The organism is Streptomyces sp. B3I8, assembly GCF_030816915.1.
Lineage (GTDB): Bacteria > Actinomycetota > Actinomycetes > Streptomycetales > Streptomycetaceae > Streptomyces.
This window is the reverse complement of sequence record NZ_JAUSYN010000002.1, coordinates 2,446,856-2,470,479: the sequence shown is the minus strand read 5'-3', so window position 1 is coordinate 2,470,479 and position 23,624 is coordinate 2,446,856. Positions and strand designations below refer to the sequence as shown.

The 23,624-nt window shown below is 71.0% G+C and carries 21 protein-coding genes; 15 read left to right on the top strand and 6 right to left on the bottom strand.

Annotated elements, in window-relative coordinates; translation table 11 throughout:
- Window positions 1-96: 96 nt before the first annotated feature.
- Window positions 97-660, top strand: coding sequence for a dihydrofolate reductase family protein (locus QFZ64_RS12965; RefSeq protein WP_307065251.1), 564 nt, complete (start codon window positions 97-99; stop codon window positions 658-660).
- A gap of 80 nt (window positions 661-740) precedes the next feature.
- Here the strand turns inward: QFZ64_RS12965 and QFZ64_RS12960 are convergent, their stop codons facing one another.
- Both QFZ64_RS12960 and QFZ64_RS12955 read right to left on the bottom strand, forming a co-directional pair.
- The gene (locus tag QFZ64_RS12960; RefSeq protein WP_307065249.1) at window positions 741-2,441 is read right to left on the bottom strand and encodes a CocE/NonD family hydrolase; all 1,701 of its coding nucleotides are present in this window, start codon (window positions 2,439-2,441) and stop codon (window positions 741-743) included.
- Window positions 2,442-2,499: 58 nt separating this feature from the next.
- Window positions 2,500-3,840, bottom strand: a complete 1,341-nt coding sequence (locus QFZ64_RS12955; RefSeq protein WP_307065247.1) for an amidohydrolase family protein — start codon at window positions 3,838-3,840, stop codon at window positions 2,500-2,502.
- Window positions 3,841-4,059: 219 nt separating this feature from the next.
- Here QFZ64_RS12955 and QFZ64_RS12950 point away from each other — a divergent pair, with 219 nt between their 5' ends.
- From QFZ64_RS12950 to QFZ64_RS12925, 6 genes are all read left to right on the top strand, one after another.
- The gene (locus tag QFZ64_RS12950; RefSeq protein WP_307065245.1) at window positions 4,060-5,547 is read left to right on the top strand and encodes an aldehyde dehydrogenase; all 1,488 of its coding nucleotides are present in this window, start codon (window positions 4,060-4,062) and stop codon (window positions 5,545-5,547) included.
- Between the two features lie 68 nt (window positions 5,548-5,615).
- On the top strand, window positions 5,616-5,894 hold the full coding sequence (locus tag QFZ64_RS12945) for a muconolactone Delta-isomerase family protein (protein WP_307065243.1): 279 nt from the start codon (window positions 5,616-5,618) through the stop codon (window positions 5,892-5,894).
- Window positions 5,891-6,244, top strand: coding sequence for a protocatechuate 3,4-dioxygenase (locus QFZ64_RS12940; RefSeq protein WP_307065241.1), 354 nt, complete (start codon window positions 5,891-5,893; stop codon window positions 6,242-6,244). Before QFZ64_RS12945 ends, QFZ64_RS12940 begins: the two co-directional genes overlap by 4 nt.
- Window positions 6,237-7,091 (top strand): class III extradiol dioxygenase subunit beta, encoded by an 855-nt coding sequence (locus QFZ64_RS12935; RefSeq protein ID WP_307065239.1) that lies wholly within the window; start codon window positions 6,237-6,239, stop codon window positions 7,089-7,091. The genes QFZ64_RS12940 and QFZ64_RS12935 overlap by 8 nt, the downstream gene beginning before the upstream one ends.
- The gene (locus tag QFZ64_RS12930) at window positions 7,088-7,792 is read left to right on the top strand and encodes an alpha/beta fold hydrolase (RefSeq protein ID WP_307065237.1); all 705 of its coding nucleotides are present in this window, start codon (window positions 7,088-7,090) and stop codon (window positions 7,790-7,792) included. The genes QFZ64_RS12935 and QFZ64_RS12930 overlap by 4 nt, the downstream gene beginning before the upstream one ends.
- A 254-nt stretch (window positions 7,793-8,046) precedes the next feature.
- The gene (locus QFZ64_RS12925; protein WP_307065235.1) at window positions 8,047-8,745 is read left to right on the top strand and encodes a Crp/Fnr family transcriptional regulator; all 699 of its coding nucleotides are present in this window, start codon (window positions 8,047-8,049) and stop codon (window positions 8,743-8,745) included.
- A 59-nt stretch (window positions 8,746-8,804) separates the two neighbouring features.
- Here the strand turns inward: QFZ64_RS12925 and QFZ64_RS12920 are convergent, their stop codons facing one another.
- Both QFZ64_RS12920 and QFZ64_RS12915 read right to left on the bottom strand, forming a co-directional pair.
- Entirely contained in the window at window positions 8,805-9,029 is a 225-nt protein-coding gene (locus QFZ64_RS12920) for a DUF397 domain-containing protein (RefSeq protein WP_307065233.1), read from the bottom strand.
- On the bottom strand, window positions 9,022-9,816 hold the full coding sequence (locus QFZ64_RS12915; protein WP_307065231.1) for a helix-turn-helix transcriptional regulator: 795 nt from the start codon (window positions 9,814-9,816) through the stop codon (window positions 9,022-9,024). Before QFZ64_RS12915 ends, QFZ64_RS12920 begins: the two co-directional genes overlap by 8 nt.
- 169 nt (window positions 9,817-9,985) lie before the next feature.
- Between QFZ64_RS12915 and QFZ64_RS12910 the strand changes: the two genes are divergently transcribed.
- The 5 genes from QFZ64_RS12910 (at window position 9,986) to QFZ64_RS12890 (ending at window position 16,652) form a co-directional block, all read left to right on the top strand.
- A complete protein-coding gene (locus QFZ64_RS12910; protein WP_307065230.1) occupies window positions 9,986-10,252 on the top strand; it encodes a hypothetical protein in 267 nt (88 codons plus the stop codon).
- Window positions 10,249-10,563 (top strand): hypothetical protein, encoded by a 315-nt coding sequence (locus tag QFZ64_RS12905; RefSeq protein ID WP_307065228.1) that lies wholly within the window; start codon window positions 10,249-10,251, stop codon window positions 10,561-10,563. The genes QFZ64_RS12910 and QFZ64_RS12905 overlap by 4 nt, the downstream gene beginning before the upstream one ends.
- A 63-nt stretch (window positions 10,564-10,626) precedes the next feature.
- Entirely contained in the window at window positions 10,627-11,682 is a 1,056-nt protein-coding gene (locus QFZ64_RS12900) for a hypothetical protein (protein ID WP_307071675.1), read from the top strand.
- Window positions 11,683-11,729: 47 nt separating this feature from the next.
- Window positions 11,730-12,767: an esterase-like activity of phytase family protein gene (locus QFZ64_RS12895; RefSeq protein WP_307065226.1), complete on the top strand. Its 1,038-nt coding sequence runs from the start codon at window positions 11,730-11,732 to the stop codon at window positions 12,765-12,767.
- Between the two features lie 147 nt (window positions 12,768-12,914).
- A complete protein-coding gene (locus QFZ64_RS12890; RefSeq protein WP_307065224.1) occupies window positions 12,915-16,652 on the top strand; it encodes an ABC transporter ATP-binding protein in 3,738 nt (1,245 codons plus the stop codon).
- A gap of 175 nt (window positions 16,653-16,827) precedes the next feature.
- Here QFZ64_RS12890 and QFZ64_RS12885 read toward each other — a convergent pair whose 3' ends face one another.
- Window positions 16,828-17,742 (bottom strand): AraC family transcriptional regulator, encoded by a 915-nt coding sequence (locus QFZ64_RS12885; protein WP_307065222.1) that lies wholly within the window; start codon window positions 17,740-17,742, stop codon window positions 16,828-16,830.
- 75 nt (window positions 17,743-17,817) lie between these two features.
- Here QFZ64_RS12885 and QFZ64_RS12880 point away from each other — a divergent pair, with 75 nt between their 5' ends.
- From QFZ64_RS12880 to QFZ64_RS12870, 3 genes are all read left to right on the top strand, one after another.
- Window positions 17,818-18,723 (top strand): NAD-dependent epimerase/dehydratase family protein, encoded by a 906-nt coding sequence (locus QFZ64_RS12880; protein WP_307065220.1) that lies wholly within the window; start codon window positions 17,818-17,820, stop codon window positions 18,721-18,723.
- A 523-nt stretch (window positions 18,724-19,246) separates the two neighbouring features.
- Window positions 19,247-19,654, top strand: coding sequence for a hypothetical protein (locus QFZ64_RS12875; protein ID WP_307065218.1), 408 nt, complete (start codon window positions 19,247-19,249; stop codon window positions 19,652-19,654).
- Between the two features lie 88 nt (window positions 19,655-19,742).
- Window positions 19,743-21,197 (top strand): S28 family serine protease, encoded by a 1,455-nt coding sequence (locus tag QFZ64_RS12870; protein WP_307065215.1) that lies wholly within the window; start codon window positions 19,743-19,745, stop codon window positions 21,195-21,197.
- A 100-nt stretch (window positions 21,198-21,297) separates the two neighbouring features.
- Here the strand turns inward: QFZ64_RS12870 and QFZ64_RS12865 are convergent, their stop codons facing one another.
- Complete coding sequence (locus tag QFZ64_RS12865; protein WP_373430597.1) at window positions 21,298-23,241, bottom strand: glycoside hydrolase family 3 protein; 1,944 nt, start codon at window positions 23,239-23,241, stop codon at window positions 21,298-21,300.
- Window positions 23,242-23,624 lie beyond the last annotated feature (383 nt).

The window sequence follows — 23,624 nt, the reverse complement described above, 5'->3', positions numbered from 1 at the left end:
GGAATCGGGCGAACCGCGGGAAACCGGGAAACAGCGATGAGTCGTGTGTCGTGCGACGGTCCTACGGTCGGCCCCGTTTCCGAGGAGGACTTTCCGATGCGCAAGGTGACCTGTTCCATGAGCGTCTCGCTCGACGGCTACATCGTCGGGCCCGACGGCCGCTTCGACTGGTCGGTGCCCGACGAGGAGGTCTTCCGCCTCGCCATGGACGAGGTGCGCGGACTCGACGTCCACCTGCTGGGGCGGCGGCTGTACGAGACGATGGTGTTCTGGGAGGACGCCGACCGGAAACCCGAACTCGACGACCTCGAGCGTGAGTTCGCCGTGATCTGGAACGCGCTCCCCAAGGTGGTGTTCTCCACCACGCTGACGGAGGTCCGGGGCAACACCCGCCTGGCCTCCGGCGGCCCGGTGCAGGAGATCGAACGGCTGCGGGCCGAACCCGGGGAAGGCCACATCGGGATCGGCGGTGCGACGCTCGCCGCCGAGGCGGCGGCGCACGGTCTGATCGACGAGTACCGGATCAGGGTCTACCCGGTACTCGTCGGCGGCGGCACGCCGTTCTTCCCCCGCGACGAACGCCGGGAAGACCTCGTCCTCGCCGAGACCAGCACTTTCGACTCGGGGGTCGTCTACCTCCGCTACCAGGTGCGGCGTTAGGGACCGTCCGGCGGATCAAGCCGCAGGAGGGGAACGGTGCCTTGTCCTGTCGCCGTCGCTGCCGGGCGGACCGCCGGAGGTCAGCCGGCCGGGCGGTCGATCACGGGCAGGAGGAGCCGGGAGGGGTGGTCCCCGCCGGTGTGGACGGTGTGCCGGCCGGTGTTGTGCGGTTCCTGGTGGTGGATGACCGCCGGAACTCCGGGATACGTGTAATAGTCGCTGCCCTTCACCCGCACCGCCAGGCGCTCCCCGGCCCGGAACAGGGTCGAGGACGGCCAGATCTCGATGTCGACGAGGGTGGGACGGCCGGGCTCGAGCGGCACGGACCGGGCGTGGGTGTGCCACGGCTGCTGCGGGGTCGAACGCTCGGCATCGAGGTCGCGGTGGCTGGCACGAAGCCACCCGAGAGCGACCGGCCCGTCGTGGAACATGGACTGGAACGGGAACGGCACCCGCACGCCGTCACGGTCGAACTTCTCCACGGCCACGAAGAGATCGGCCTCCTCCGTCTCGCTCTCCACCCACAGCCGCAGGGACATGGCGCCCGTGACTTCGGTGTCCTCGTCGAAGACGACCGAGAACTCGACGAAATCCCGCGGGTCCTCGGAGTCGTAGCTGAGGCTGGACGCCGCCGGGAGGTCCTTCACGAGCGCGCCGGCCGCGGCGTCGAGGAACAGCGGCGTCGAGACGGTGCCCTCGAGCGGCCAGGTGTTCTCGGCTCGTACCTCGCCCACGAAGTGCGACTCGCGCACCTCGATGTTCACCCGCGGCCAGGACAACGTGGCGCCGGGTGCCTCCTTCAGGAACGTCGTGAAGAACTCCAGTTGCCGGGCCAGGCTCTCGGGACGGTAGTAGTAGGGCCACTTCATGCGGCCGTGCACCTCGAGCCACTTCTCACGGGAGCCGGCCTGCTTGAAACCCTCGATCGTGCCCCGGGTGTGGATGCCGTGGTCGCCCCAGTCCACGACTGCGTACAGCGGCACCTCGATCTTCGACAGGTCGGGCGTTCTCGCCTTCCAGTACGCGTCGAAGTGCGGGTGCTGCCTGCACAGTTCGACGACGTCCTCCACCCGGTTGCGGGAGTAGGCCGTGGACTCGATCCACCACCCGCGGAAACGGGTCTCGCGGATCCCGCCCTGCATGGCGATGTCGCGGTAGGGGTCGGAGTAGCCCTCCCACGGGTTGATGGCGAACAGGTGCGGCGGCCGGGTCGCCGCCACGTTCCACTGACTCCACGCCAGGTAGGACACACCGGTCATGCCGACCCGTCCGTTGCTCCACGGCCGGCCGGCCGCCCACTCGATGATGTCGTAGCCGTCGGCGGCCTCCTGCGGGGAATGGAACGTCAAGGACCCCTCCGATCCCCACGATCCTCGGGAATCCGCGTTGACGACCGCGAAGCCCTGACGGCACCAGTACAGCGGGTCGGGGCCCTCCCACACGGTGTAGTGCGACACCGAGACATCCGTCGTCCCCGGGTCGACGAACCCGTGGTCCTCCTGCCCGGCCTGCGGGTACAGCATGTGGAACCCCTTGCGGGCGTGTTTTCCGTACGGGCTGTAGGTGAACAGCACCGGCAGGTCCGACTGCCCCTCCGGGCGGAAGACGTCCACGCGGAGCACGACGCCGTCCCGCATCGGGACGGCCACATCGCGTTCGACGATCAGACCGTGCTCGACGCGACGGGAAGGAGCCAGGCCGGGGTACTTTCCCTCTTCCGGTGGGATCGGCAGTCGGTAGAGCATTTCGAAGCTGTCGTTCTCGTTCTCGTTCTCGGGCATGACGAGCCTTTCGCCTGACTGGTGCTCCGGGGGCAGTGTGGAATGGTGCGGGACGGTGCTACGAATTCGCGAGCAGATATTCCTTCGAGGCCTCACCCGCTTCTGCGAGATTCTCGAAGTCCTGGCCCACGAGCCGGCCGCCCCATTTCGCCACGACGCCGTTGACGAATACGGCGTCGACATTCTCGATGGCGGCGAAGTTCACGACCGTACCCATGACGGAGCCGGCGCCGCGCGTGTTCACCCGGTCCAGCGAGAGGACGACCAGGTCGGCTTTCTTGCCGCTTGTGAGCGTCCCGATGCGATGTGACAGCGCGGCATTCAGCGCACCACCGATCGTCGCCGCCCTGAGCACGTCCAGGGGCCCATAAGGGGCCGGGGCGTCCGCCGCGCCGGACTGCTGTTCACTGAGGCTCAGGCCACGCTGTACCGCCTGCAGAACGCGCATCTCGGTGAAGAGGTCGTGCCCGTAGGCCAGCTCGTTGTCCGAGCTGATGCCCTCTTGGATATCGCGCCGATTCGCCTCGAGGACCGGGATGAAGGGCCCGAGCCCGAGGTGCGGATCCGACCGGGGAACGACGTTCACCGCGGCGCCGCTCTCGGCGATGGCGTCCCACGACCTGTCCGTCAGCCCCGAGCAGTGGTTGAGGGTGTGTCCCGGGTGCAGCAGGCCGGAGGTGAGGAGCTGTTCGGCATCGGTGACCCACCCGCCCATCTCCGAGGACACGTCGATGCCGTGTTCGGCCGCGAACCGCCAGGACTCGAGCGTCGGCCAGCTGTCCATCATCCTGATGGTGAGGAGTCCGTCGGCCGATGCGTGCGTGTCACGCAGGCGCAGGATGTCGGCGGGGAGCTGGTGGCCGTGATCGCCCTCCATGGCCGGCCCCGCCGCGTACACGGCCCGGATCCCCGATCCGCGCAGGGCCTCGATCGCCGCGTCCGAGTGCTCCGCACTGCGCGAGTTGTGACTGTTGTCGACGATCGTCGTCGTGCCGGCGTTCAGGGCCCGCGCCGCGGTCAGCCGCTGGGCGATGGCGATGTCCTCGGGCCGGTAGGCCTTTCCCAGCTTTCCGTGGGTCAGGGCCATGTATTCCGCGAAGGTCGCGTCGGGAGCGATGCCACGCAGCTGGCCCTCCCAGGCGTGGATGTGCGAATCCACCAGTCCGGGAATGACGATCGACCCGGTGAGGTCGACGACGATGGCGTTTCCCCCCACACGTGCCGCCAGACCCGGTCCGACCGCCTCGATGGTGTCACCCGAGATGAGGATGTCGCCGAGGAATCCAGCCTGATCTTCCATGGTGATGACGTGCGCGCCGGTGAGCAGAATGCGCCGGTTTCCGTCACCCGTGGTGGCGGTTATCTGGTCCAGCTTTTCGGGCTGTTGTGATGTCGACATGGTGTCGTACCTATCGTGCAGGGCTGTGGTGCCGGTACGGGTGGGATTTCGACGAGAACTGTACGGACCCACGGCGCGGGCGCCGTGACTCAGGTTACGGACGTCGACCGACGGCCTCGTTAGCGTCATTCATCGATGCCAACCCGTTCAGAAGGCCACGTTCCCGGTGCGCGATGCGTACCGGGCGGCGGGAATTCTGGACCGAAAAAGGAGAAAGTCATGCCGACCGGCTACGACACGGGCACACAGCGGCAGGAGCTGTTCATCGGGGGCGGCTGGACGGCGGCGGCCGACGGCGCCGTGTACGAGTCGCTGGACCCGTACACGGGCGAGGTCGCCTGCCGGGCGGCCGCTGCCTCGGCGGCGGACGTCAACCGTGCGGTGGATGCCGCGAGCGCGGCCTTCCCGGACTGGGCCGGCCGTTCGCCCGCCGAGCGGTCACGAATCCTGCTCGCCTGCGCGGACGCGATCGAGGCGCGTTCCGCGGAGATCTCCGAGGCGGTGACCGCGGAGATGGGCGGGCCGTCCGGGTGGGGTCACTTCAACATCAAGATCCTGGTCGACAAGGTCCGGTACGCCGCGATGTCCGCCTATGAGGGGCTGACGGGCGAGGTCATTCCGTCGGACGATCCCCGTCGCACCGCGCTGGCCGTCCGCAAGCCGGTCGGCGTCGTGGCGAGCATCGTGCCCTGGAACGCCCCGGTCCTGCTCGTGGGCGCGTCGGTGCCGGCGGCTCTCGTCCTCGGCAACACCGTGGTGATGAAGGCTTCCGAGCAGACCCCCCGCACGCACGGACTGGTCGCGTCCTGCTTCGCCGAGGGCGGCCTGCCGGACGGCGTGATCAACCTGATCACGAACGCCCCCGAGAACGCGGCCGAGGTCGTCGACGCGCTCGTCTCCCACGAGGCCGTGCGACGTGTTCACTTCACCGGATCGACGCGGATCGGGCGGGTCATCGCCGACCTGGCCGGCAAGACGCTCACGCCGGTCGTGCTGGAGCTCGGCGGCAACTCTCCCTTCATCGTCCTCGCCGACGCCGATCTGGACGTCGCGGTCAGCGCGGCCGCCTTCGGCTCGTTCGCCAACACCGGACAGGGCTGCCTGTCCACCGGCCGGATCGTGGTGGACCGCAGCATCGCCGACGAGTTCAGCCGCCGCCTGGTCAAGGTCGCGAATTCGATCGTCTACGGCGACCCCCGCCGCAAGGAGTCGATGTACGGCCCGCTGATCAACGCGAACTCCGTGCGGCACCTCCAGGAGCTCGTCGCCGACGCGGTCGCAGGAGGAGCCGACCTGCTCGCGGGCGGAGTCGCCGACGGGCCGTGTTTCGCGCCGACCGTGCTCGCCGGAGTCACCCCGGCCATGCGCGCCTACCGGGAGGAGTCGTTCGGGCCCATGGTGACGGTCATTCCGGTTGACGGCCCCGAGGAAGCCCTGGCCGTCGCCAACGACAACGAGTACGGACTCAGCTCGGCCATCTTCAGCCGGGATGTGACTCTCGCGCTCGATCTGGCCAAGCGGCTGGACGTCGGCATGTGCCACATCAACGGCGCGACGCTGGACGACGAGGCGCAGATGCCCTTCGGCGGCGTGAAGAACAGCGGCTACGGGAAGTCCGGTGGCCGCACCGGCCTCGCCGAGTTCACCGAGGTCCAGTGGATCACTATCGAGGGCCCGGACACCCCGCACTACCCGATCTCGGAATGACCGAGGTCATGCCCACCACCCGCCGGGGCGCCACGGCCGACACCGCACGGCGCCCGGAAGGAGCAGCAATGGAGTTCTTGGTCAGGTTCGAGACCAACCTCCCCGACACGATGCCCGCCGCCGAACGGAACCGGTTGAAAGCTCTCGAACGCGACCGCGCTCAGCAGCTGCGGAGCGAGGGAACGCTTCTGCGCCTGTGGCGGGTCCCCGGGAGGCAAGCGGTGATCGGTCTCTGGAACACCACGGACGCCACCCACCTGCACGACGCGCTGGTGTCCCTGCCCGCCTTCCCCTGGATGGACGTCACGGTCGAGGCGCTCGCCACCCATCCTCAGGAGCAGCGATGACCACCAAGCCGGACGTGCCCGGGACGTACGTCTTCGACATCGCGGACAGCCGTCACGGCCATGCGATCAACGAGCTGTGCTCGACGCTGACGACGCCGGCGCACCGCGCCCGCTTCCTCGCCGACGAGGCGGGCTACTGCGATCACTTCGACATGACGCCCGCGCAACGCACTGCCGTGCTGCAGCGTGACTGGCGGTCGCTGCTGGACCTCGGGGGCTCGATCTTCCACGTCTTCAAGCTGGCGACGGTGGACAAGCTGTCGATGCAGCACCTCGGGGGCGTCTTCACCGGCATGACGACCGAGGACTTCATCGCGGCGATGAGAGCAGGAGGACGCCGCTGTGGCTGAGGTGACATGGGGGCTGGCGACGAGCCACGTCCCGTCCATCGGCGCCGCCATGGACAACCACAGGACGCAGGAGCCGTACTGGAAACCGCTGTTCGACGGCTACCGGCAGGCCCGCGACTGGATGGCCGACCACACGCCCGACGCCATCGTCCTGGTGTACAACGATCACGCCAACGCGATCGGCCTGGATCTCGTCCCGACCTTCACGTTGGCGACGGCGGCCAGCTTCCCGGTCGCCGACGAGGGCTGGGGACCCCGTCCGGTCCCGACCGTGTACGGCCATCCCGAGCTCGCGCAGCACCTCGTCGAGTGCCTTGTCGACGACGCGTTCGACATCACGGTCGCCCACCGGCTCGCGGTCGATCACGGCTTCACGGTCCCGCTCTCGGTGTACCACCCCGACCCCGGTGACGCCTGGCCGTGTCCGGTGATCCCGCTGCTGGTCAACGTCATCCAGTACCCGCAGCCCACCGCGGCCCGGTGCTACGACCTCGGCAAGGCCCTGGGCAGAGCCATCCGCGCCTACCCCGAGGACCTGAAGGTCGCCGTGTTCGGGACCGGCGGGATGTCGCACCAGCTCGCCGGGGAACGCGCCGGACTGATCAATCCGGTCTTCGACGCGATGTTCATGAGCAAGATCCAGAGCGACCCGCAGACGCTGGCGTCCCTCAGCCGCGAGACGTACATCAGGGAGGCCGGCTCCGAAGGGATCGAGATGATCATGTGGCTGGTCATGCGCGGTGCGATGGACGAGGACATCACGAGGATCTCGGACACCTATCACGTGCCGGCGTCCAACACCGCCGCGGCGCTGGCGCTCTTCGAGAACAGGGCCCCGGGACGGTGACCACCTTTGTGCTCCTGCATGGAGCGTGGCACGGAGGCTGGTGCTGGACGAGGGTGGCCACCCGTCTCCGCGACGCCGGGCACTCGGTGTTCAGCCCGACGTTCACCGGCGTGAGTGACCGCGCGCACCTGCTGTCCCCGCAGATCGACCTGCACACGCACGTCGACGACATCGTGCAGCTGATGGACGCCGAGGATCTGCACGACGTGATCCTCGTCGGCCACAGCTACGCGGGAATGGTGGTCGCCGGCGTCACCGAGCAGCGCCCCGACCGGATCCGGACCCGGGTCTACCTGGACGCCTTCCTCCCGCGCGACGGCGAGTCCGCGATCGATCTGCTGCCCGACCACATCGCCCGTCACTACCGCAAATCCGTCAGCGGCCCGGGATTCGGCTGGCTCATCCCGCCACGGTCGCTCGAGGTGCTGGGCGTCACGGCCACCGAGGACCTCGACTGGCTGACTCCCCGGCTCACGCCGCAGCCGTGGGCCACCTACACGGCGCCGCTCACGCTGACCGCGCGGGAACGAGACGTACCGGCGGCCTACATCGAGTGCACGTCCTGGATGCGCGTCTTCGCTCCGTCGGCCGAACGGGCGCGCGAGCTCGGGTGGCCCGGATACGAACTCGACACCGGACACGAGGCGATGGTGACCGCGCCGGAACCACTGGCGCTGCTCCTCGACCGACTGGCCGGCTGAGAGAAGGGCCGGCACGCGGCGGTGATGTCTCGACTTCGTCGGGCGCGCCGCCGTCACGGTCGCATGCCCGCCGGGGATCCGGGACACCCCTTCGCCGATCAGGGCGTCGACCACGTCATGTGGGAGGATCGGCGGGGCCGCTGAGGATCCTCGGGCGGCGGCATGGTGTCCTTCCCGTACCAGCGGTGGCGATCACCCGGACGGGCGTGTCTCCGCGGTGTGCGGCGCCGTGCGAGAGAGAGCGAGCGCGGTGCATGAATGCTCCGGAGTCCTTCCCCGCAGCGGCACGGGCCGCGTGGAACGACAGTCTGCTCGCCCAGTTCCCGGAACACGCCGCCGGGATCCTGGCTGAGCGGGCCACGCTGAGGCACTTCGCCAGCGGCGACGCCATCCGCGGTGCGGGGGAGCCGTCGGGGGTGGTGTACCTGATCGTCGAGGGGCTGGCCCGTGTCTTCGTCAGCTCGACCACCGGCCGCGAGGTGACGGTGCGGTACGCGGCACGAGGTGAGCTGGTCGGCCTGCCCGCCCTGGCAGCCGGCCGCCACAACCCGGACGTCGCGGTCAAGGCCATGATCGACACCGATTGCGTGTCGTTGTCGGCGAGCAGCCTGTCCCGCCTCGCGGCGACCGAGGTCGGGGTGGCGTGGCCCGTCGCGCGGTACGTCGCGGAGACGCTGCACCTCTCCGAGCAGCTGTGGAGCAACAACGTGTTCCAGCAGGTGCCGCCCCGCGTGGCCTTTCACTTGTTGGAGCTGTGCACGCGGGAGGCCGGCGGTCTGGTCGTGCACGCCACGCAGGACGAGCTCGCGCGCGCGGTGGGATCCGTGCGCGAGGTCGTCGCCAGAACCCTCGGGGACTTCGCCTCCCGCGCCCTCATCGAGCGGGAGCACCGCGTCATCCGCCTGCTGGACCCCGCGGGCCTGCACCGGATCGCGGCCACCCAGCCGCGTTGAGTGCCCCGTCCGCCCACCCTCCCGTGCCACGACGGCGGCGCCGAAGGCGTGAATGCCGGTCACGGGCGCAGTACGTCGGCCTTTACCGCCGTGACGAACAGGGCCCAGCTCGTACGCGGGAAGACCACCGCCGGGCCGTGCGGGGTCTTCGAGTCGCGGACGGGGATGCCGACGGCCTGGTCGTCCAGGACTTCCAGGCAACTGCCGCCCTCGCTGTTGCTGTAGGAGGACTTGCGCCAGCCGCCGGGTATGGGCGCGTTCGGATTGCCGGTGTTCTCAGCCATGGTGTCCGTACTCCTTCGCCGTCATCCTGAGCAGCGCCAGTGAGTCCCTGAGCGGCAGTGCGTCGCTCAGGGCGAGATCGTAGCGATGCTGTAGCCGCTGCACCACGGACGGGGCGTCGTACAACTTCCCCGTCAGCAGGCCTTCGCTGTACGCGAGCGGTGGTTGGTCCTCGAACCACATCAGCGTCAGCATGCCCTCCAGCAGGGGGTAAAAGCCCGCCGCGTACGGGATCACGTGGAGGCGGATGCGCTTGGCCTCGACCAAGTGAATGAGGTGCCTGATCTGCTCAGCCATGACGTCAGGGCCGCCGATCGCACGTCGCGGCACCGCCTCGTCCAGCAATGCCCACATCACGGGAGTGACAGGGGAGTCCAGGAGTTCGGCCCGTCCGAGCCGTGTGACAACGAGCCTGTCACATTCCTTCTCACCCACCGGAGGGAACGACGTGCTCAGAACCGCACGTGCGTACCTTTCCGTCTGGAGGATGCCGGGGACGAACGACAGGGCGAACTCCCGGATCATCACCGCCTGTTGTTCGAGCAGGCGGGCCGACTCGAAGTAGTCGGCGACCGCCGCCTCCTCCGGTGGGAGGAAGCTGCTGAGCACGTTTCCCGTGTTCAGCGCCCTGTCCAGGCGGCGGGCGTCCTCCTTGGACGGGGTGCGGCGGCCCGCCTCGATGTGGGCGATGTGTGAACGCGTCATCACCGCCGCGTCCGCCAGCTGCTGCTGCGTCAGTCCCGCCTTCTCGCGCTGCTGTTTGAGCCAGTCGCCGTAGATGCTGCCCAATCGGGCCTCCTCGTGTGACAGATCATTCGTCACGCTCCAACCTCTGGCGGGCCTAGCCGCGACCACTCCACTCTGTGAGTGAGTCGCTACAGAAAGCGAGACCCCCGCGACCGCGCGACCGGTCCGGGGGCATGGCCCTCAACCCGCTGAGCTCCAAGGAGTTGACGACGTGCGTCACCGTATCGCCAGGCTCGTCGAGCCGTTGCTGCGGCTGCTGTATCCCCCGGAGGGCAGGCACCGTGTCGAGCCGCGCCCGGCACCTGCCCCCATCGCGGTCGAAAACCCCCTCCGGCAGTGCTACTTCGCCGACGGGCCCTGTCCCGAGGCGCGTCGGCGCGCGCTGGAGCGGCGGCGTGAGCTGTGGCGTGCGGAGTACGCCGCCGGGCTCGCGGCGCACCGCGCGGCGGCCGGACACGCGACGGGAGCCCGTCGATGAGGGCGGCCGGTCCCGGTGAGACCCGCCTGCTGCCGTGGGCCGGGGAGGACGGCAAGCCCTGCTACCTGGTCACGGACGGGGACGGGCCGCTCTCCCGCGCCGCCGACGCCGTCGAAGCCGTACAGCTCTCGATGGCCGTCGGGCTGCTCCGGCACGCCGACGACCTGCTGGGATACGAGCGGGCGTCCGCCGTCCAGCTCCGGTATCTGCTCGCCCGGATGTCCGAGTCGCTGCGTGACGTGCACCGGGTCGCCGAGAGCCGGGGCGCACGGCTCGTCGATGCGGACGGGAGTGTCAGTGGGGACAAGTAGCCTGGGGCGCAGGGGAGTTACCTGACGCTTACGGGGGGTTACGGGTTGAGGCCGTTGATCGCTGTGGTGGGGAGCGCGGATCCGGTGCGGGTGTACGACCCGCCGCTCGTGTCCGGGGAGCGGGTCGAGGGGGCGTGCGGGGAGATCGGCGCGGCGCTCGCCGAGGCCGGGTGCGACCTCGTCGTCTACTCCAGCGAGGCGCAGTTCGTGGAGGACTGGGTCATCACCGGCTACCTCGCGGCGGGCGAACCCGTGCCCGGGTCCATCCACGTGCGGCCGCCGTACGGGGACGTCGACACGGAATTCCCGCTGCTCGACGAGCGGCCCGAACTGTACGACGTGCGGCACGAGTCGGGGTCGGAGTGGGAGAGCGGCTACTACCGCTCGCTCGCCGAGGTGCACGGCGTCGTGCTGATCGGCGGCGGCCGCTCGACGCTGATCACCGGCATGGTCTGCCTCGCCTTCGGCATCCCCGTGTACGCGGCGGCCTGCTTCGGCGGGGCGGGCCGCAAGGTGTGGGACGTGATGAACAGGGTCGACCGGCACCCCACCCCCGAGGAGGTGTCGGCGATGGGCGCGGAGTGGGGGCGGGACACGGCGGCCCGGTTGGTGCGGATACTGGCCGCGCAGCGGGAGCGCAAGGACGAGCGGCGCCGTCTGGACACCCGCGCGGTGCGCCGCGCGGCCTGGCGCAGCGCCTTCGGCATCACGGCCGGGCTGCTGCTGCTCTGCCTGGGGCTCGGCATGATCCCGCTGACCTACGCCCTGGACGCGAGTGCCGCCGTCAACCTCACCGGGCTGATCGTCGGCGCGCTGGCCACCGGCACCTCCGGTGCGATCACGCGTAACGCCTTCGACCGGGGGGAGCACTGGGCGCGTACGGCGGCGCTCGGGATGTCGGCGGGCGCCGTCGCGTTCCTGCTGTTCGTCTCGGCGCAACTGGCGGCCTCGCCGGACATCCTGACCGGCGAGGGCGCCCGCCGCCTGCTCTTCTTCGTGCTGACGGTCGGCTTCGTCTCCGGGTTCACCTTCGACGCCGTCTACGGCCGCCTCAAGCAGACCGAGCCGTCTCTGCCCCCGCCCCCGGGTCCCCCGCCCGGCCCGCCGAACGGAACGTGAACCCCGTGGTCTCCCCTACGTCACCCGCGCCCCCTACCGTGGCGCGCATGCGTCTGCGAAACGTGATTGCCGTTGCCGCCGCCGGTCTCGCGACCGCCGCCTGCCTGACCGCCGCCGGGCCCGCCGCCGCCCACTCCCCGAACGGGAACGGGAACGCCTGTTCGTCCGCCGTCTCCCTCGCCGGGTTCTCCGACGTCCTGGACAAGACGTCGTACGACGGCACCTACGTCGGGAACCTCTCCGCCCTCGCGCGGGACCGGGACGGCGCGCTCGTCGCGCTCTCCGACCGGTCCTCACTGTTCCGGCTGGACGCGAAGACCCTCCGGCCCAAGGGGGTTGTCGCGCTCGCCGACGAGAGCGGAACCGCGCTCGACTCAGAGGGGGTCGTCGTCGACCGTGACGGCAGCCGGCTGGTGACCTCCGAGGTCGAGCCCTCCGTACGGCGCTACTCCCCGGACGGCCGCCTCCTCGGCCGGCTGCCCGTGCCCGCCTCGCTCCAGGTCGCCCCGGCCGGCCGGGCCACCGCCAACGGCACGTTCGAGGGGCTCACCCTGCTGCCCGACGGCCGTACCCTCGTCGCCTCCATGGAGTACGCGCTCGCGGGCGACAGCGCCGGCACCGTCCGCCTCCAGACCTGGCGGCGGCACGGCGCGCACTGGCGGCTCGGCGCGCAGTACGCCTACCGCGCCGACGACGGCCTCGGCGTCCCGGAGATCACCGCCACCCCCGACGGCCGGCTCCTCGTCCTGGAGCGCGGTTTCACCTCCGGCGTCGGCAACACCGTCCGCCTCCACCTCGCCGACCTCCGGCACGCCACCGACACCAGCGGGATCGAGCACCTCACCGGGCAGCGCGGCGTACGCCTGGCGAAGAAAACCCCGCTCGCCGACATCGCCGACTGCCCCTCCCTCGGCGCCACCGCCAGGCAGCCCCAGCCCAACCCCCTCCTCGACAACATCGAGGGCATGACCGTCACCGGCCGCGACCACCGCACCGGCCGCCTGGACGTCCTCCTCGTCAGCGACGACAACCAGAACGCCGCGCAGACCACCCGGTTCTACCGCCTCACGGCGCGCGTCCGGTAGGCCGACCGGGGCCGGGGGTCCTACGCCTGCGGTCCCGCCTCCTCCGCCCATGGGCCCGTCATTGTTGCGGCGGGATGAAATGCCACGTCACCGATGTTGGTGTCTTCCGGACGAGCAGGACCGGCAGGAGCGACGGAAGGCACCCGCGTGGCAGCGCAGCAGGGGCAGGAGCAGGGGCGAGCGGGATCCGGGTGGGCCCGGCGGCTCGCCGGGTACGCCTGGCGGTATCCGAAGGACGTCGTCCTCGCGCTCGGTTCCTCGCTGGCCGGCATGGCCCTGCTCGCGCTCGTCCCGCTGATCACCAAGGTGATCATCGATGACGTGATCGGCGACCACAGCCGCTCCATGGGCCCCTGGGCCGGCTCGCTGGTCGGCGCCGCCGTCCTCGTCTACGGGCTCACCTACGTCCGCCGCTACTACGGCGGACGGCTCGCGCTCGACGTGCAGCACGATCTGCGCACCGGGATGTACGACACGATCACCCGGCTCGACGGCCGCCGCCAGGACGAGCTGTCCACCGGGCAGGTCGTCGGCCGCGCCACCAGCGACCTCCAGCTCATCCAGGGGCTGCTGTTCATGCTCCCGATGACCATCGGGAACGTCCTGCTCTTCGTGATCTCCCTGGTGATCATGGCGTGGCTGTCGCTGCCGCTCACCCTCGTCGCGCTCGCCGTCGCCCCCGCCGTCTGGTTCATCGCGGGGCGCAGCCGGTCCCGGCTGCACCCCGCCACCTGGTACGCGCAGGCCCAGGCCGCCGCCGTCGCCGGGGTGGTGGACGGCGCCGTCAGCGGCGTCCGCGTGGTGAAGGGGTTCGGGCAGGAGGAGCAGGAGACCGGCAAGCTGCGCGAGGTCGGCCGGCGGCTGTTCGCGGGGCGGCTGCGCACCATCCGCATGAACGCCCGCTACACCCCCGCCCTCCAGGCCGTGCCCGCGCTCGGGCAGGTCGCGATGCTCGCGCTCGGCGGCTGGCTGGCGGTACGCGGGCACATCACGCTCGGCACGTTCGTCGCGTTCTCCGCCTACCTCGCCCAGCTCGTCGGCCCCGTCCGCATGCTCGCCGTCGTCCTCACCGTCGGCCAGCAGGCCCGCGCGGGCGCCGAGCGCGTCCTGGAGCTGATCGACACCGAGCCGTCGATCGTGGAGGGCACCAAGGAACTGCCCGCCGACGCCCCTGCCACCGTCGAGTTCGACGACGTCTCCTTCGGCTACGAGGACGGCCGTCCCGTCCTCCAAGGGCTCAGCTTCGAGATCCGCCCCGGCGAGACCCTCGCCGTCGTCGGCTCCTCCGGCTCCGGCAAGTCCACCGTCTCCCTCCTCCTCCCGCGCTTCTACGACGTCACCCACGGCGCCGTCCTCGTCGGCGGCCACGACGTGCGCGAACTGACCTTCGAGTCGCTGCGCGCGGCGATCGGACTGGTCCCCGAGGACTCGTTCCTCTTCTCCGACACCGTCCGCGCCAACATCGCCTACGGCCGCCCCGACGCGACCCAGGAGGAGATAGAGGCCGCCGCGCGCGCCGCCCAGGCGCACCGGTTCATCGCCGAACTGCCGGGCGGCTACGACACCAAGGTCGGCGAGCACGGACTCACCCTCTCCGGCGGCCAGCGCCAGCGCGTCGCGCTCGCCCGCGCGATCCTCACCGACCCCCGTCTGCTCGTCCTGGACGACGCCACCTCAGCCGTCGACGCCCGCGTCGAGCACGAGATCCACGAGGCGCTCAAGGAGGTCATGCGCGGCCGTACGACGCTGCTCATCGCGCACCGCCGCTCCACCCTCAACCTCGCCGACCGCATCGCCGTCCTCGACGACGGCCGCCTCGCCGACGTCGGCACCCACGAGGAACTCCAGGCCCGCAGCCCCCTCTACCGCAGGCTCCTCACCGATCCCGACGAGCTCGGCGGCGTCTCCCCGGGCCACACCCCGCCCGCCGCCGCCCTCCAGGAGGAGGACACCTCCGTACGGGCGGAACTGGACGCCGAGTTCGACGCCGAGCGCGGGGTCACCCCCCGGCTGTGGAGCGGCGACCGCGAGCCGAAGGACACCGCGCTGTCCGGGATGCCCGCCACTCCCGAACTCCTCGCCCAGGTCGACGCGCTGCCCCCGGCCACCGACAGCCCCCGCGTCGACGAGGCGGCCGCGGTACGGCCCGAGGAGTCCTACGGGCTGCGCCGCCTGCTGCGCGGCTTCGGCAGGCCGCTGCTGGTCAGCCTCGCGCTGGTCGCCGTCGACGCCGGAATGGGCCTCCTCCTGCCGATCCTGATCCGGCACGGGATCGACCAGGGCGTCGACAAGCTCGCCCTCGGCGCGGTCTGGGCCGCCGCCGCGCTCGCGCTGCTCGCCGTCGCCGCGCAGTGGTCGGCGCAGGTCGCCGAGACCCGGATGACCGGCCGCACCGGCGAACGCGTCCTGTACGCACTGCGCCTGAAGATCTTCGCCCAGCTCCAGCGTCTCGGCCTCGACTACTACGAGCGCGAGCTGACCGGCCGCATCATGACGCGGATGACGACGGACGTCGACGCCCTGTCCTCCTTCCTCCAGACCGGCCTGGTCACCGCGTTCGTCTCGGTCGTCACCTTCTTCGGCATCATGGTGGCGCTGCTCGTCCTCGACCTCCAGCTCGCCCTCGTCGTCTTCGCCACCCTGCCGCCGCTGATCCTCGGCACGTTCTTCTTCCGCCGGGCCAGCGTGAAGGCGTACGAACTGGCGCGCGAGCGCGTCTCGGCCGTCAACGCCGACCTCCAGGAGTCGGTGTCCGGGCTGCGGATCGTGCAGGCGTTCGGGCGTGAGCGCGACGGCCGGACCCACTTCGCCGCCGGCAGCCACAGCTACCGCGAGGCCCGCATCCGCGGCCAGTGGCTGATCTCGGTCTACTTCCCCTTCGTGCAGCTCCTGTCGTCGGTGGCCGCCGCGGCCGTCCTGGTCGTCGGCGCCCACCGGATCGGCGCGGGCACCCTGACCACCGGCGCGCTGGTGGCGTACCTGCTCTACATCGACCTGTTCTTCGCCCCCGTGCAGCAGCTCTCCCAGGTCTTCGACGGCTACCAGCAGGCCACGGTCTCGCTCGGCCGCATCCAGGAACTGCTGCGCGAGCCCACCTCCACGAAGAGCGCCGGGGCCCCCGCCGAGGTGGGGCGGCTGCGCGGGGAGATCGTCTTCAAGGACGTCCACTTCTCCTACGGCGACGAGGAGGAAGCCCTCTCGGGCATCACCCTCACCATCCCCGCCGGGCAGACCGTCGCCTTCGTCGGCGAGACCGGCGCGGGCAAGTCGACGCTGGTCAAGCTGGTCGCCCGGTTCTACGACCCGACCCGGGGCCGGGTCCTGGCCGACGGCACCGACGTGCGCGACCTCGACCTCACCGCCTACCGGCACCGGCTCGGCGTCGTCCCGCAGGAGGCGTACCTCTTCCCCGGCACGGTCCGGGACGCCATCGCCTACGGCCGCCCCGACGCCACCGACGCGGAGGTGGAGGCGGCGGCACGGGCGGTCGGCGCGCACGAGATGATCGCCACGCTGGAGGGCGGCTATCTGCACGAGGTCGCGGAACGCGGCCGCAACCTGTCCGCCGGGCAGCGCCAGCTCATCGCGCTGGCCCGCGCGGAACTCGTCGACCCCGACGTGCTCCTCCTCGACGAGGCGACCGCCGCGCTCGACCTGGCCACCGAGGCCCAGGTCAACCAGGCCACCGACCGCCTCGCCGGCCGCCGCACCACCCTCGTCGTCGCCCACCGCCTCACCACGGCGGCCCGCGCCGACCGCGTCGTGGTCATGGACCACGGCAAAGTCGTGGAAGACGGCACCCACGAGGCGCTGCTGGCCCGGGAGGGCCGCTACGCCCACCTCTGGCGCACGTTCGTGGGCGAACCGGTGGCGGCACCGACGTAGGAAGCGCCCCCGAGGGGCCGCATCCCTCAGGGGCACGGGGCTGTGCCGGTCCGCGGCCACCGCCGCACGGGCGTGAGCATCGCGCCCCCAAGACCCTGTCCCACGGTGCCGCATCGCCCTTGTGGCGGGCTTGTGGCGGGCTTGTGGCGGGCGGCCCGGTACGGAGATCCCCGGATCAGCGCGGGCACTGGGCGCGGTACTGACCGGGTGCCACGTTGTAGGCGCGCTTGAACGCCTTGCCGAACGCGTACTCCGAGCTGTAGCCGCAGCGGGCGGCGACCGCGCGGAGCGAGGCGTCGGACTCGCGGAGGAGGCGGGCGGCGGTCGTCATCCGCCACCAGGTCAGATACGCGAGGGGAGGCTGGCCGACGACCGTGGTGAAGCGTTTGGCGAACGCCGCGCGGGACAGGCCCGCGACCGCCGCGAGGTCCTCGACGGTCCACGGCTTCTCCGGGCCGTGGTGCATCTGGCGCAGCGCGCTCGCGATGGCAGGGTCGCGCAGCACGGTGGCCCACCCGGCCGCGTCGCCGGGCTGCTCGGCCAACCACGCCCGCAGCACGTACAGCAGCAGCATGTCGATCAGTGCCGGGAGCGCTGCCTCGGCGCCGGGGCGCGGGTCCAGCAGCTCGTTGCCCAGCAGCTCCACCACGCTGCGCAACGACGGGTGCTGCCCGTCCCGCGCCGGCAGGTGGATGATCGCCGGGAGGTCGGCCACCAACAGGTGCGGGCGGGCCGGGTCGAACATGTAGTAGGCGCACAACAGCTCGGTGGCCACGCCGGCACCGTCGATGCGCATTTCGCTCATATGGGTGGCGTCGTCGGGTCGCGGCTCGTATTCGACGATCGGGCTGCCCAGCTTGTCGACGAGCGCCAGGCCGTCTCCGTGCGGGGTGAACAGGACGTCACCGACGCCCAGTGCGAGCGGCTCGCCATGGTCGGACAGAAGCCAGCAGTCGCCCGCCAGGACGACATGGCAGCCCGCCATCGTGCTCTGCTCGAAGCGCACACCCCACGGGGCGTGGTTGATGGAGCGGGACGCCTTCGGGTTTCCGGTGCGCATGGCCACCAGCACGTCGCTAAGTACATCCACGCGAAAGACTCTAAGACATCTTTCTGCGATTCTGGGCCATCCACAGTCTTCCTGTGCGTCGATAACTTCGAGGGCATGACATTCCATGTTGTTGTTGGTGCCGGACCGACCGGCACCGCCACCGCGCTTCTGCTCGCCGAGTCCGGGGACGACGTCCGGGTGGTCACGCGACGCGGCACCGGACCGGAGCACCCACGGATCGAGCTTGCCGCCGCGGACATCACGTCCGGGCTGGCCGGCCTGGTCACGGGCGCCGCCACATTGATCAACTGTGCGATGCCGGCCTACACCCGATGGCCGGAAGAGGCGCCCGCCTTGTCGGACGCCCTGGTGAACGCGGCCGAGCAGACCGGCGCGGGGTACGTGAGCCTGAGCAACGGCTACGGCTACGGCCCGGTCGACGGTCCGCTGACCGACGATCTGCCACTGCGCCCGACCACCGTCAAGGGCCGCGTGCGGGCGCGGATGTACAGAGACGGCCTCGCCGCGCACGAGGCGGGCCGGCTGCGGTTCGCGGAGGTCCGGGCGGCCGACTACCTCGGCGTGAACGCACTGGCCACGTTCAACCTGTTCGTCGGTCCCCAGGTGCGGGCCGGTCAGGAGGTCGTGGTCCCGGCTGATCCGGACGTGGCACACAGCTGGACCTACACGGGTGACGTGGCCAGGACGCTCGTTGCGGTGGCGCGGTCCGAGCGGTCGTGGGGCGGCGTCTGGCACACGCCGCAGACCTCGGACCTGTCGATCCGTGAGCTGGCGAACCGGTTCGCGGCGGTGGACGGCCGTCCGCGCCCGGCCGTCCGCGAGATGACGCCGCTGGAGCTCCACACGGCGATGGCGGACCCGATGATGGTCGAGCTGGCGGAGATGCAGTACCTGTTCTACCGCGAGAGCGTCCTGGACGGGTCACGGACGGCGGCCGAGTTCGATCTGAAGCCGACGCCGCTCGACGACGTGCTGCGGGAGTCGGCCGCCGCGGTCTAGGGAGGTGGGTCCAGGCTGTGTGACGGCCTGACGCAAGGACTGGACGGGTGAAGGGCCCCCGGTCGTGGAGCAGCGCCGTCCAGGCGCCGCTCCACGACCGGGGGCCTTCGTGATGCACGGCAAAACGGCTTTGACCCCGCGCGCACGTCTGGGTCCGGCGCGTCTGATCGTCGAAGACCGGGATCCGGCCAGTATGTGACCGGCTGACCGACCCGGAGGAACTGTGGCGCGGCCCTTGTGAGGGGCGCGGGGAACTGCGCGGCGCACCCCCACCGGCCGGCAGCCGACAACGCACCCCGGGGTTCAAGGGGCAGCGCCCCTTGAAGGGACGAGGGGGGTCCCCTGCTCGAACGAAGGTGAGAGCTTGGGGGAGGGCAGGGGCGGCGGGGGCGAAAACCCCTTACGCCCCCGTGCAACCACCTCCACCCCTCACGCGTCCGTACGCCTGTACGGAAACAAGCCCGTGCGGCGAACGGAGACGAACCCGTACGGAACCACCCCGCACCCCCGAAAGGACACCCACGTGACCCGCGGCGCACCCCACCGAACCGCCGCACTCACCCTGGCCGCACTGATCACCACCGGCCTCCTCGTCCTCGCCGCCCCCACCTCCGCGACCGCAGCCACCCCCACCACAAACGCCACCGCCCTCTGCCCCGGCCACAAGGTCCGCACCCTCTCCTTCAGTACCGGCTCCGTCCAGGTCTTCCGCCGCGGCGACTACCTCTGCGCCCTGACCTACCCGAAGAAGAAGAGCGGCAAGAAAACGATGTCGGTGAGCGTCCAGGCCCGAGGCAGCCGCGCGGTCGTCGACAGGGGCCGCTTCACCCACCACGCGGGCCCCATCAGCGTGCACGCGGGCCACCGCTGCGTCTGGATCCGCGGCTCGGTGGACTCCGGGTCCGTCAGCTCGGGCTGGATCCTCTGCTGAAACCCGCCTCCCGAGGCACAAGCACCCCTGGTGCCAGGCCAGTTGCTCCGCTAGGTTCCGGCGGACATCTGGACTCCCAGGAGGACCCATGCGCAAGGCGCTCAGATGGCTGCTGGCGCTCACCGTGCTGATCGGCACGCTGGGCGCGGCGGGCACGGCCACCGCCGCCCCACCGGCCGCCGGCAGTACCGGTGACCGGGCCGCCGCCGGCGACACGGCCGACATCAAGGACCGGCTGCTCGCCATACCCGGCATGAGCCTCGTCGAGGAGAAGCCGTACACCGGTTACCGCTTCTTCGTGCTCAACTACACCCAGCCGGTCGACCACCGGCACCCGGACCGGGGCACGTTCCAGCAGCGGATCACCGTGCTGCACAAGGACGTCTCCCGCCCCACCGTCTTCTACACCGGCGGCTACAACGTCTCCACCACCCCCGGCCGCAGCGAGCCGACCCGGATCGTGGACGGCAACCAGGTCTCCCTGGAATACCGGTACTTCACCCCGTCGCGGCCCGCGCCCGCCGACTGGTCCAAGCTGGACATCCGGCAGGCCGCCAGTGACCAGCACCGCGTCTTCACCGCGCTGAAGCGGGTCTACGACAGGCGGTGGCTCTCCACGGGCGGTTCGAAGGGCGGCATGACCGCCACGTACTACGAGCGGTTCTACCCGCGCGACATGGACGGCGTCGTCGCGTACGTCGCGCCCAACGACGTCGTCAACGACGAGGACTCCGCGTACGACCGCTTCTTCACCACCGTCGGCACGGCCGACTGCCGCGCGCGGCTCGAAGGCGTGCAGCGGGAGGCGCTGGTGCGGCGCACCGCGCTGGAGAAGAAGTACGCGGGCTACGCCGCCGACAACGGGTACACCTTCACCACGATCGGCAGCCTCGACCGCGCGTACGAGGCGGTCGTCCTCGACTACGTCTGGGGCTTCTGGCAGTACAGCCTGGTCTCGGACTGCGGCACGATACCGGCCGACGCCAAGTCCGCGACGGACGACGAGATCTGGGGCTCCGTCGACACGATCTCCGGCTTCTCCGCCTACACCGACCAGGGCCTGGAGCGCTACACGCCGTACTACTACCAGGCGGGCACGCAGCTCGGGGCGCCGACGATCCACTTCCCGTACATCGGGAAGGGCCTGATCCGGTACGGGTACCAGCCGCCGCGCAACTTCGTTCCGCGCTCCATCCCCATGCGGTTCGACCGCGCCGCGATGCCGGACGTGGACCGGTGGGTGCGGCACCACGCGCGGCACATGCTCTTCGTGTACGGGCAGAACGACCCGTGGGGCGCGGAGCGGTTCCGGGTCGGCGCGGGGGCGAAGGACTCGTACGTCTTCACGGTGCCCGGGATGAACCACGGGGCGAACGTGGCCGGGCTGCCGGCCGGGCAGCAGGAGCTGGCCACGGCCCGGATCCTGAGCTGGGCGGGCGTCGCTCCGGCCGGGGTCGAGAGCGGCGCGGCGGCGGCGAAGCCGCTGGCCCCGTTCGACGCGCGACTGGACCGCCAGGGAGTGGAACGGGGGTTGCGGCCGTAGGGCCGACGGTGGGGTGCGGGCGCCTCCCCCGTGGCGCGCCCGCACCCCACCGACGTTCGGTATTCCGGGCCTCAGCACCCCGGGCCTCGGTACCCGGGCCTCAGTACCCCAGCCCGTACCCGATCGGGTAGAGGGTCTTCTCCGGATCGTCCGCCCGTGCCACCGCCACCGGCAGGTGCCCGCGCGGGCGCACCTTGCCCGCCAGGACCCGGGCTGCCGCGCGGACCTCGACGTCCGTCCATGTGTACGAGGCCAGGACGGCGTCCGCGTCCGGGAGATGGGCGACGTCGTACGGGTTGCGGACGGCGACCGCGATCACCGGCACCCCCGTGGCGGCGAGTTCCCGTACCAGCGTCGCCTGGGCGCTGTCCGCAGTCACGTTGTACGTCGTGACGACTACCGCGTCCATGCCGTCGGCCGCCGCCACCGCCGCGGCGATCGTCGCGGCGGAGGGCGCGGTTCCCGTGGACAACGAGGTGGCGGAGAAGCCGAGTTCGGCGAGCGCGCCGGCGAGGACGACGGTGGGCGGGCCGTCGGTGCCGGACGGGGAGGCCGGGTCCGCGCCCGCCACCAGCAGCCGGCGGTGGGTGCGGCGGGACAGCGGGAGCAGCCCGCGCTCGTTGACCAGCAGCGTGGTCGTCCGGTCCGCGAGGCGGTCGGCGGCGTGCAGATGGGACTCCGTGCCCACCGCCCGGTCCACGCCCCGCCGGGTGACGTACGGCTCGTCGAACAGGCCCAGTCTCGCCTTCAGCCGGAGGATCCGAAGAAGCGATGCGTCGAGGCGTTCCTCGGTCAGCTCGCCCGCGTGGACCGCGTCGAGGACGGCGTGGAAGGCGACGTCGAGGGAGGGCGGGTTGAGGAGCTGGTCGACGCCGGCCCGGAGTGCGAGGACGGGGACGCGGGCGTCGCCGTACTTGGTGCGTACGCCCTGCATGCCGAGGGAGTCGGTCACCACCACGCCGTCGTAGCCGAGCTGTCCGCGCAGGATCCCGGTCAGGATGGGGTGCGAGAGGGTGGCGGGGTCGCCGGAGTCGTCGAGCGCGGGGACCATCAGGTGCGCGGTCATGATCGCGTCGATGCCCGACCGGATCGCCGCGCGGAACGGCACGGCGTCCAGCGTCTCCCACGTCTCGCGGCTGTGGGTGATGACGGGGAAGCCGGTGTGGCTGTCGACGGCGGTGTCGCCGTGCCCCGGGAAGTGCTTGGCGGTCGCCGCGACTCCCGCCGACTGATAGCCCTTCACCTCGGCGGCGACCATCCCGGCCACCGCCTCCGGATCGGCGCCGAAGGACCGTACGCCGATGACCGGGTTGGCCGGGTTGACGTTCACGTCGGCGACGGGGGAGTAGTCCTGGCGGATGCCGAGCGCGCGCAGCTCGGTGCCGGAGATCCGGCCGAGGGTGCGGGCGTCGGCGCGGGAACCGCCGGCGCCGAGGGCCATCGCGCCGGGCAGGAGGGTGGCGGGCCTGCCCACGCGGGCGACGATGCCGTGCTCCTGGTCGGTGGCGATGAGCACCGGCAGGCCGTTCGGGCGGGCGAGGGACGCCTTCTGGATGCCATTGGAGAGCCCGGCGATCTGGTGCGGGTCGCGGGTGTTGTGCGCCCAGGTGAAGTAGATGATGCCGCCGACGTGGTACTTCTCCACCAGCTCGGCGGCGGTGCGGACGCCCAGTTCGGTCAGGTTGGCGTCGATGTCGGCCTGGTCCGGGTCGGTGGCCGAGTGGCCGTAGACCCGGCTGACGAAGAGCTGGCCGACCTTCTGCTCCAGGCTCATCCGGGAGATCAGCGCCCGCAGCCGGTCCTCGTTCCCGTGCCCGTTCCGGTTCCCGTTCCCCTCCCCGTTCACGCCCTCGGGCTCGTGCGGGACGTCGGCGTGGGCCCGTCCGCTGCCGAGGGAGCCGAGGGCGAGCGTGGCGGTCAGCCCGGCGGTGGCGGCGAGGACGGTACGTCGTGCGGGCGGCTCGGCGGGCTCGCCGGCCCCGCCGGGACCGCCGTGTCTGTGGGGGTCGGCGGCGTCCGAGTGGGCCGCGCTGATGTCGGGCACGTGCGCTCCTTCCGGAGAAAGATCCACTGAAGGAAACTTCCGTGAGGCCACGAATAACCGGAAACTAACTTCCAGTCAAGAGACGGCGCACGCGGAAGAGGGCGCGCCCCACGGGGCGCGGAACGTGTCCCTCCGCGGCTCCGCGGCTCCGCCACCGGGCGCGGGCCGTGCTCCCTCATGGCCCGACACCGGGCGCGGGCCGTGCTCCGTGGCCCCCAGGCTCCGTGGCCCCCATGGCTCCGCCGTCGGGCGGAAGCGGCCGCATCAGGCCCGTATCGCCGCCGCGCCACCTCCCCCGAGCGGTCACATCAAGCCCGTACCCGTCACCGCGCCACCTCCCCGGTGCGGGACGGCGCCCCGCACCGAAGGGGGCGCGGTTCCTT

Excerpts from the sequence above, each read along its gene's own strand:
- QFZ64_RS12965 (WP_307065251.1), top strand. The coding sequence starts at position 97 with ATGCGCAAGGTGACCTGTTCCATGAGCGTCTCGCTCGACGGCTACATC.
- QFZ64_RS12960 (WP_307065249.1), bottom strand. The coding sequence starts at position 2,441 with ATGCCCGAGAACGAGAACGAGAACGACAGCTTCGAAATGCTCTACCGA.
- QFZ64_RS12955 (WP_307065247.1), bottom strand. The coding sequence starts at position 3,840 with ATGTCGACATCACAACAGCCCGAAAAGCTGGACCAGATAACCGCCACC.
- QFZ64_RS12950 (WP_307065245.1), top strand. The coding sequence starts at position 4,060 with ATGCCGACCGGCTACGACACGGGCACACAGCGGCAGGAGCTGTTCATC.
- QFZ64_RS12945 (WP_307065243.1), top strand. The coding sequence starts at position 5,616 with ATGGAGTTCTTGGTCAGGTTCGAGACCAACCTCCCCGACACGATGCCC.
- QFZ64_RS12940 (WP_307065241.1), top strand. The coding sequence starts at position 5,891 with ATGACCACCAAGCCGGACGTGCCCGGGACGTACGTCTTCGACATCGCG.
- QFZ64_RS12925 (WP_307065235.1), top strand. The coding sequence starts at position 8,047 with ATGAATGCTCCGGAGTCCTTCCCCGCAGCGGCACGGGCCGCGTGGAAC.
- QFZ64_RS12920 (WP_307065233.1), bottom strand. The coding sequence starts at position 9,029 with ATGGCTGAGAACACCGGCAATCCGAACGCGCCCATACCCGGCGGCTGG.
- QFZ64_RS12905 (WP_307065228.1), top strand. The coding sequence starts at position 10,249 with ATGAGGGCGGCCGGTCCCGGTGAGACCCGCCTGCTGCCGTGGGCCGGG.
- QFZ64_RS12895 (WP_307065226.1), top strand. The coding sequence starts at position 11,730 with ATGCGTCTGCGAAACGTGATTGCCGTTGCCGCCGCCGGTCTCGCGACC.
- QFZ64_RS12880 (WP_307065220.1), top strand. The coding sequence starts at position 17,818 with ATGACATTCCATGTTGTTGTTGGTGCCGGACCGACCGGCACCGCCACC.
- QFZ64_RS12870 (WP_307065215.1), top strand. The coding sequence starts at position 19,743 with ATGCGCAAGGCGCTCAGATGGCTGCTGGCGCTCACCGTGCTGATCGGC.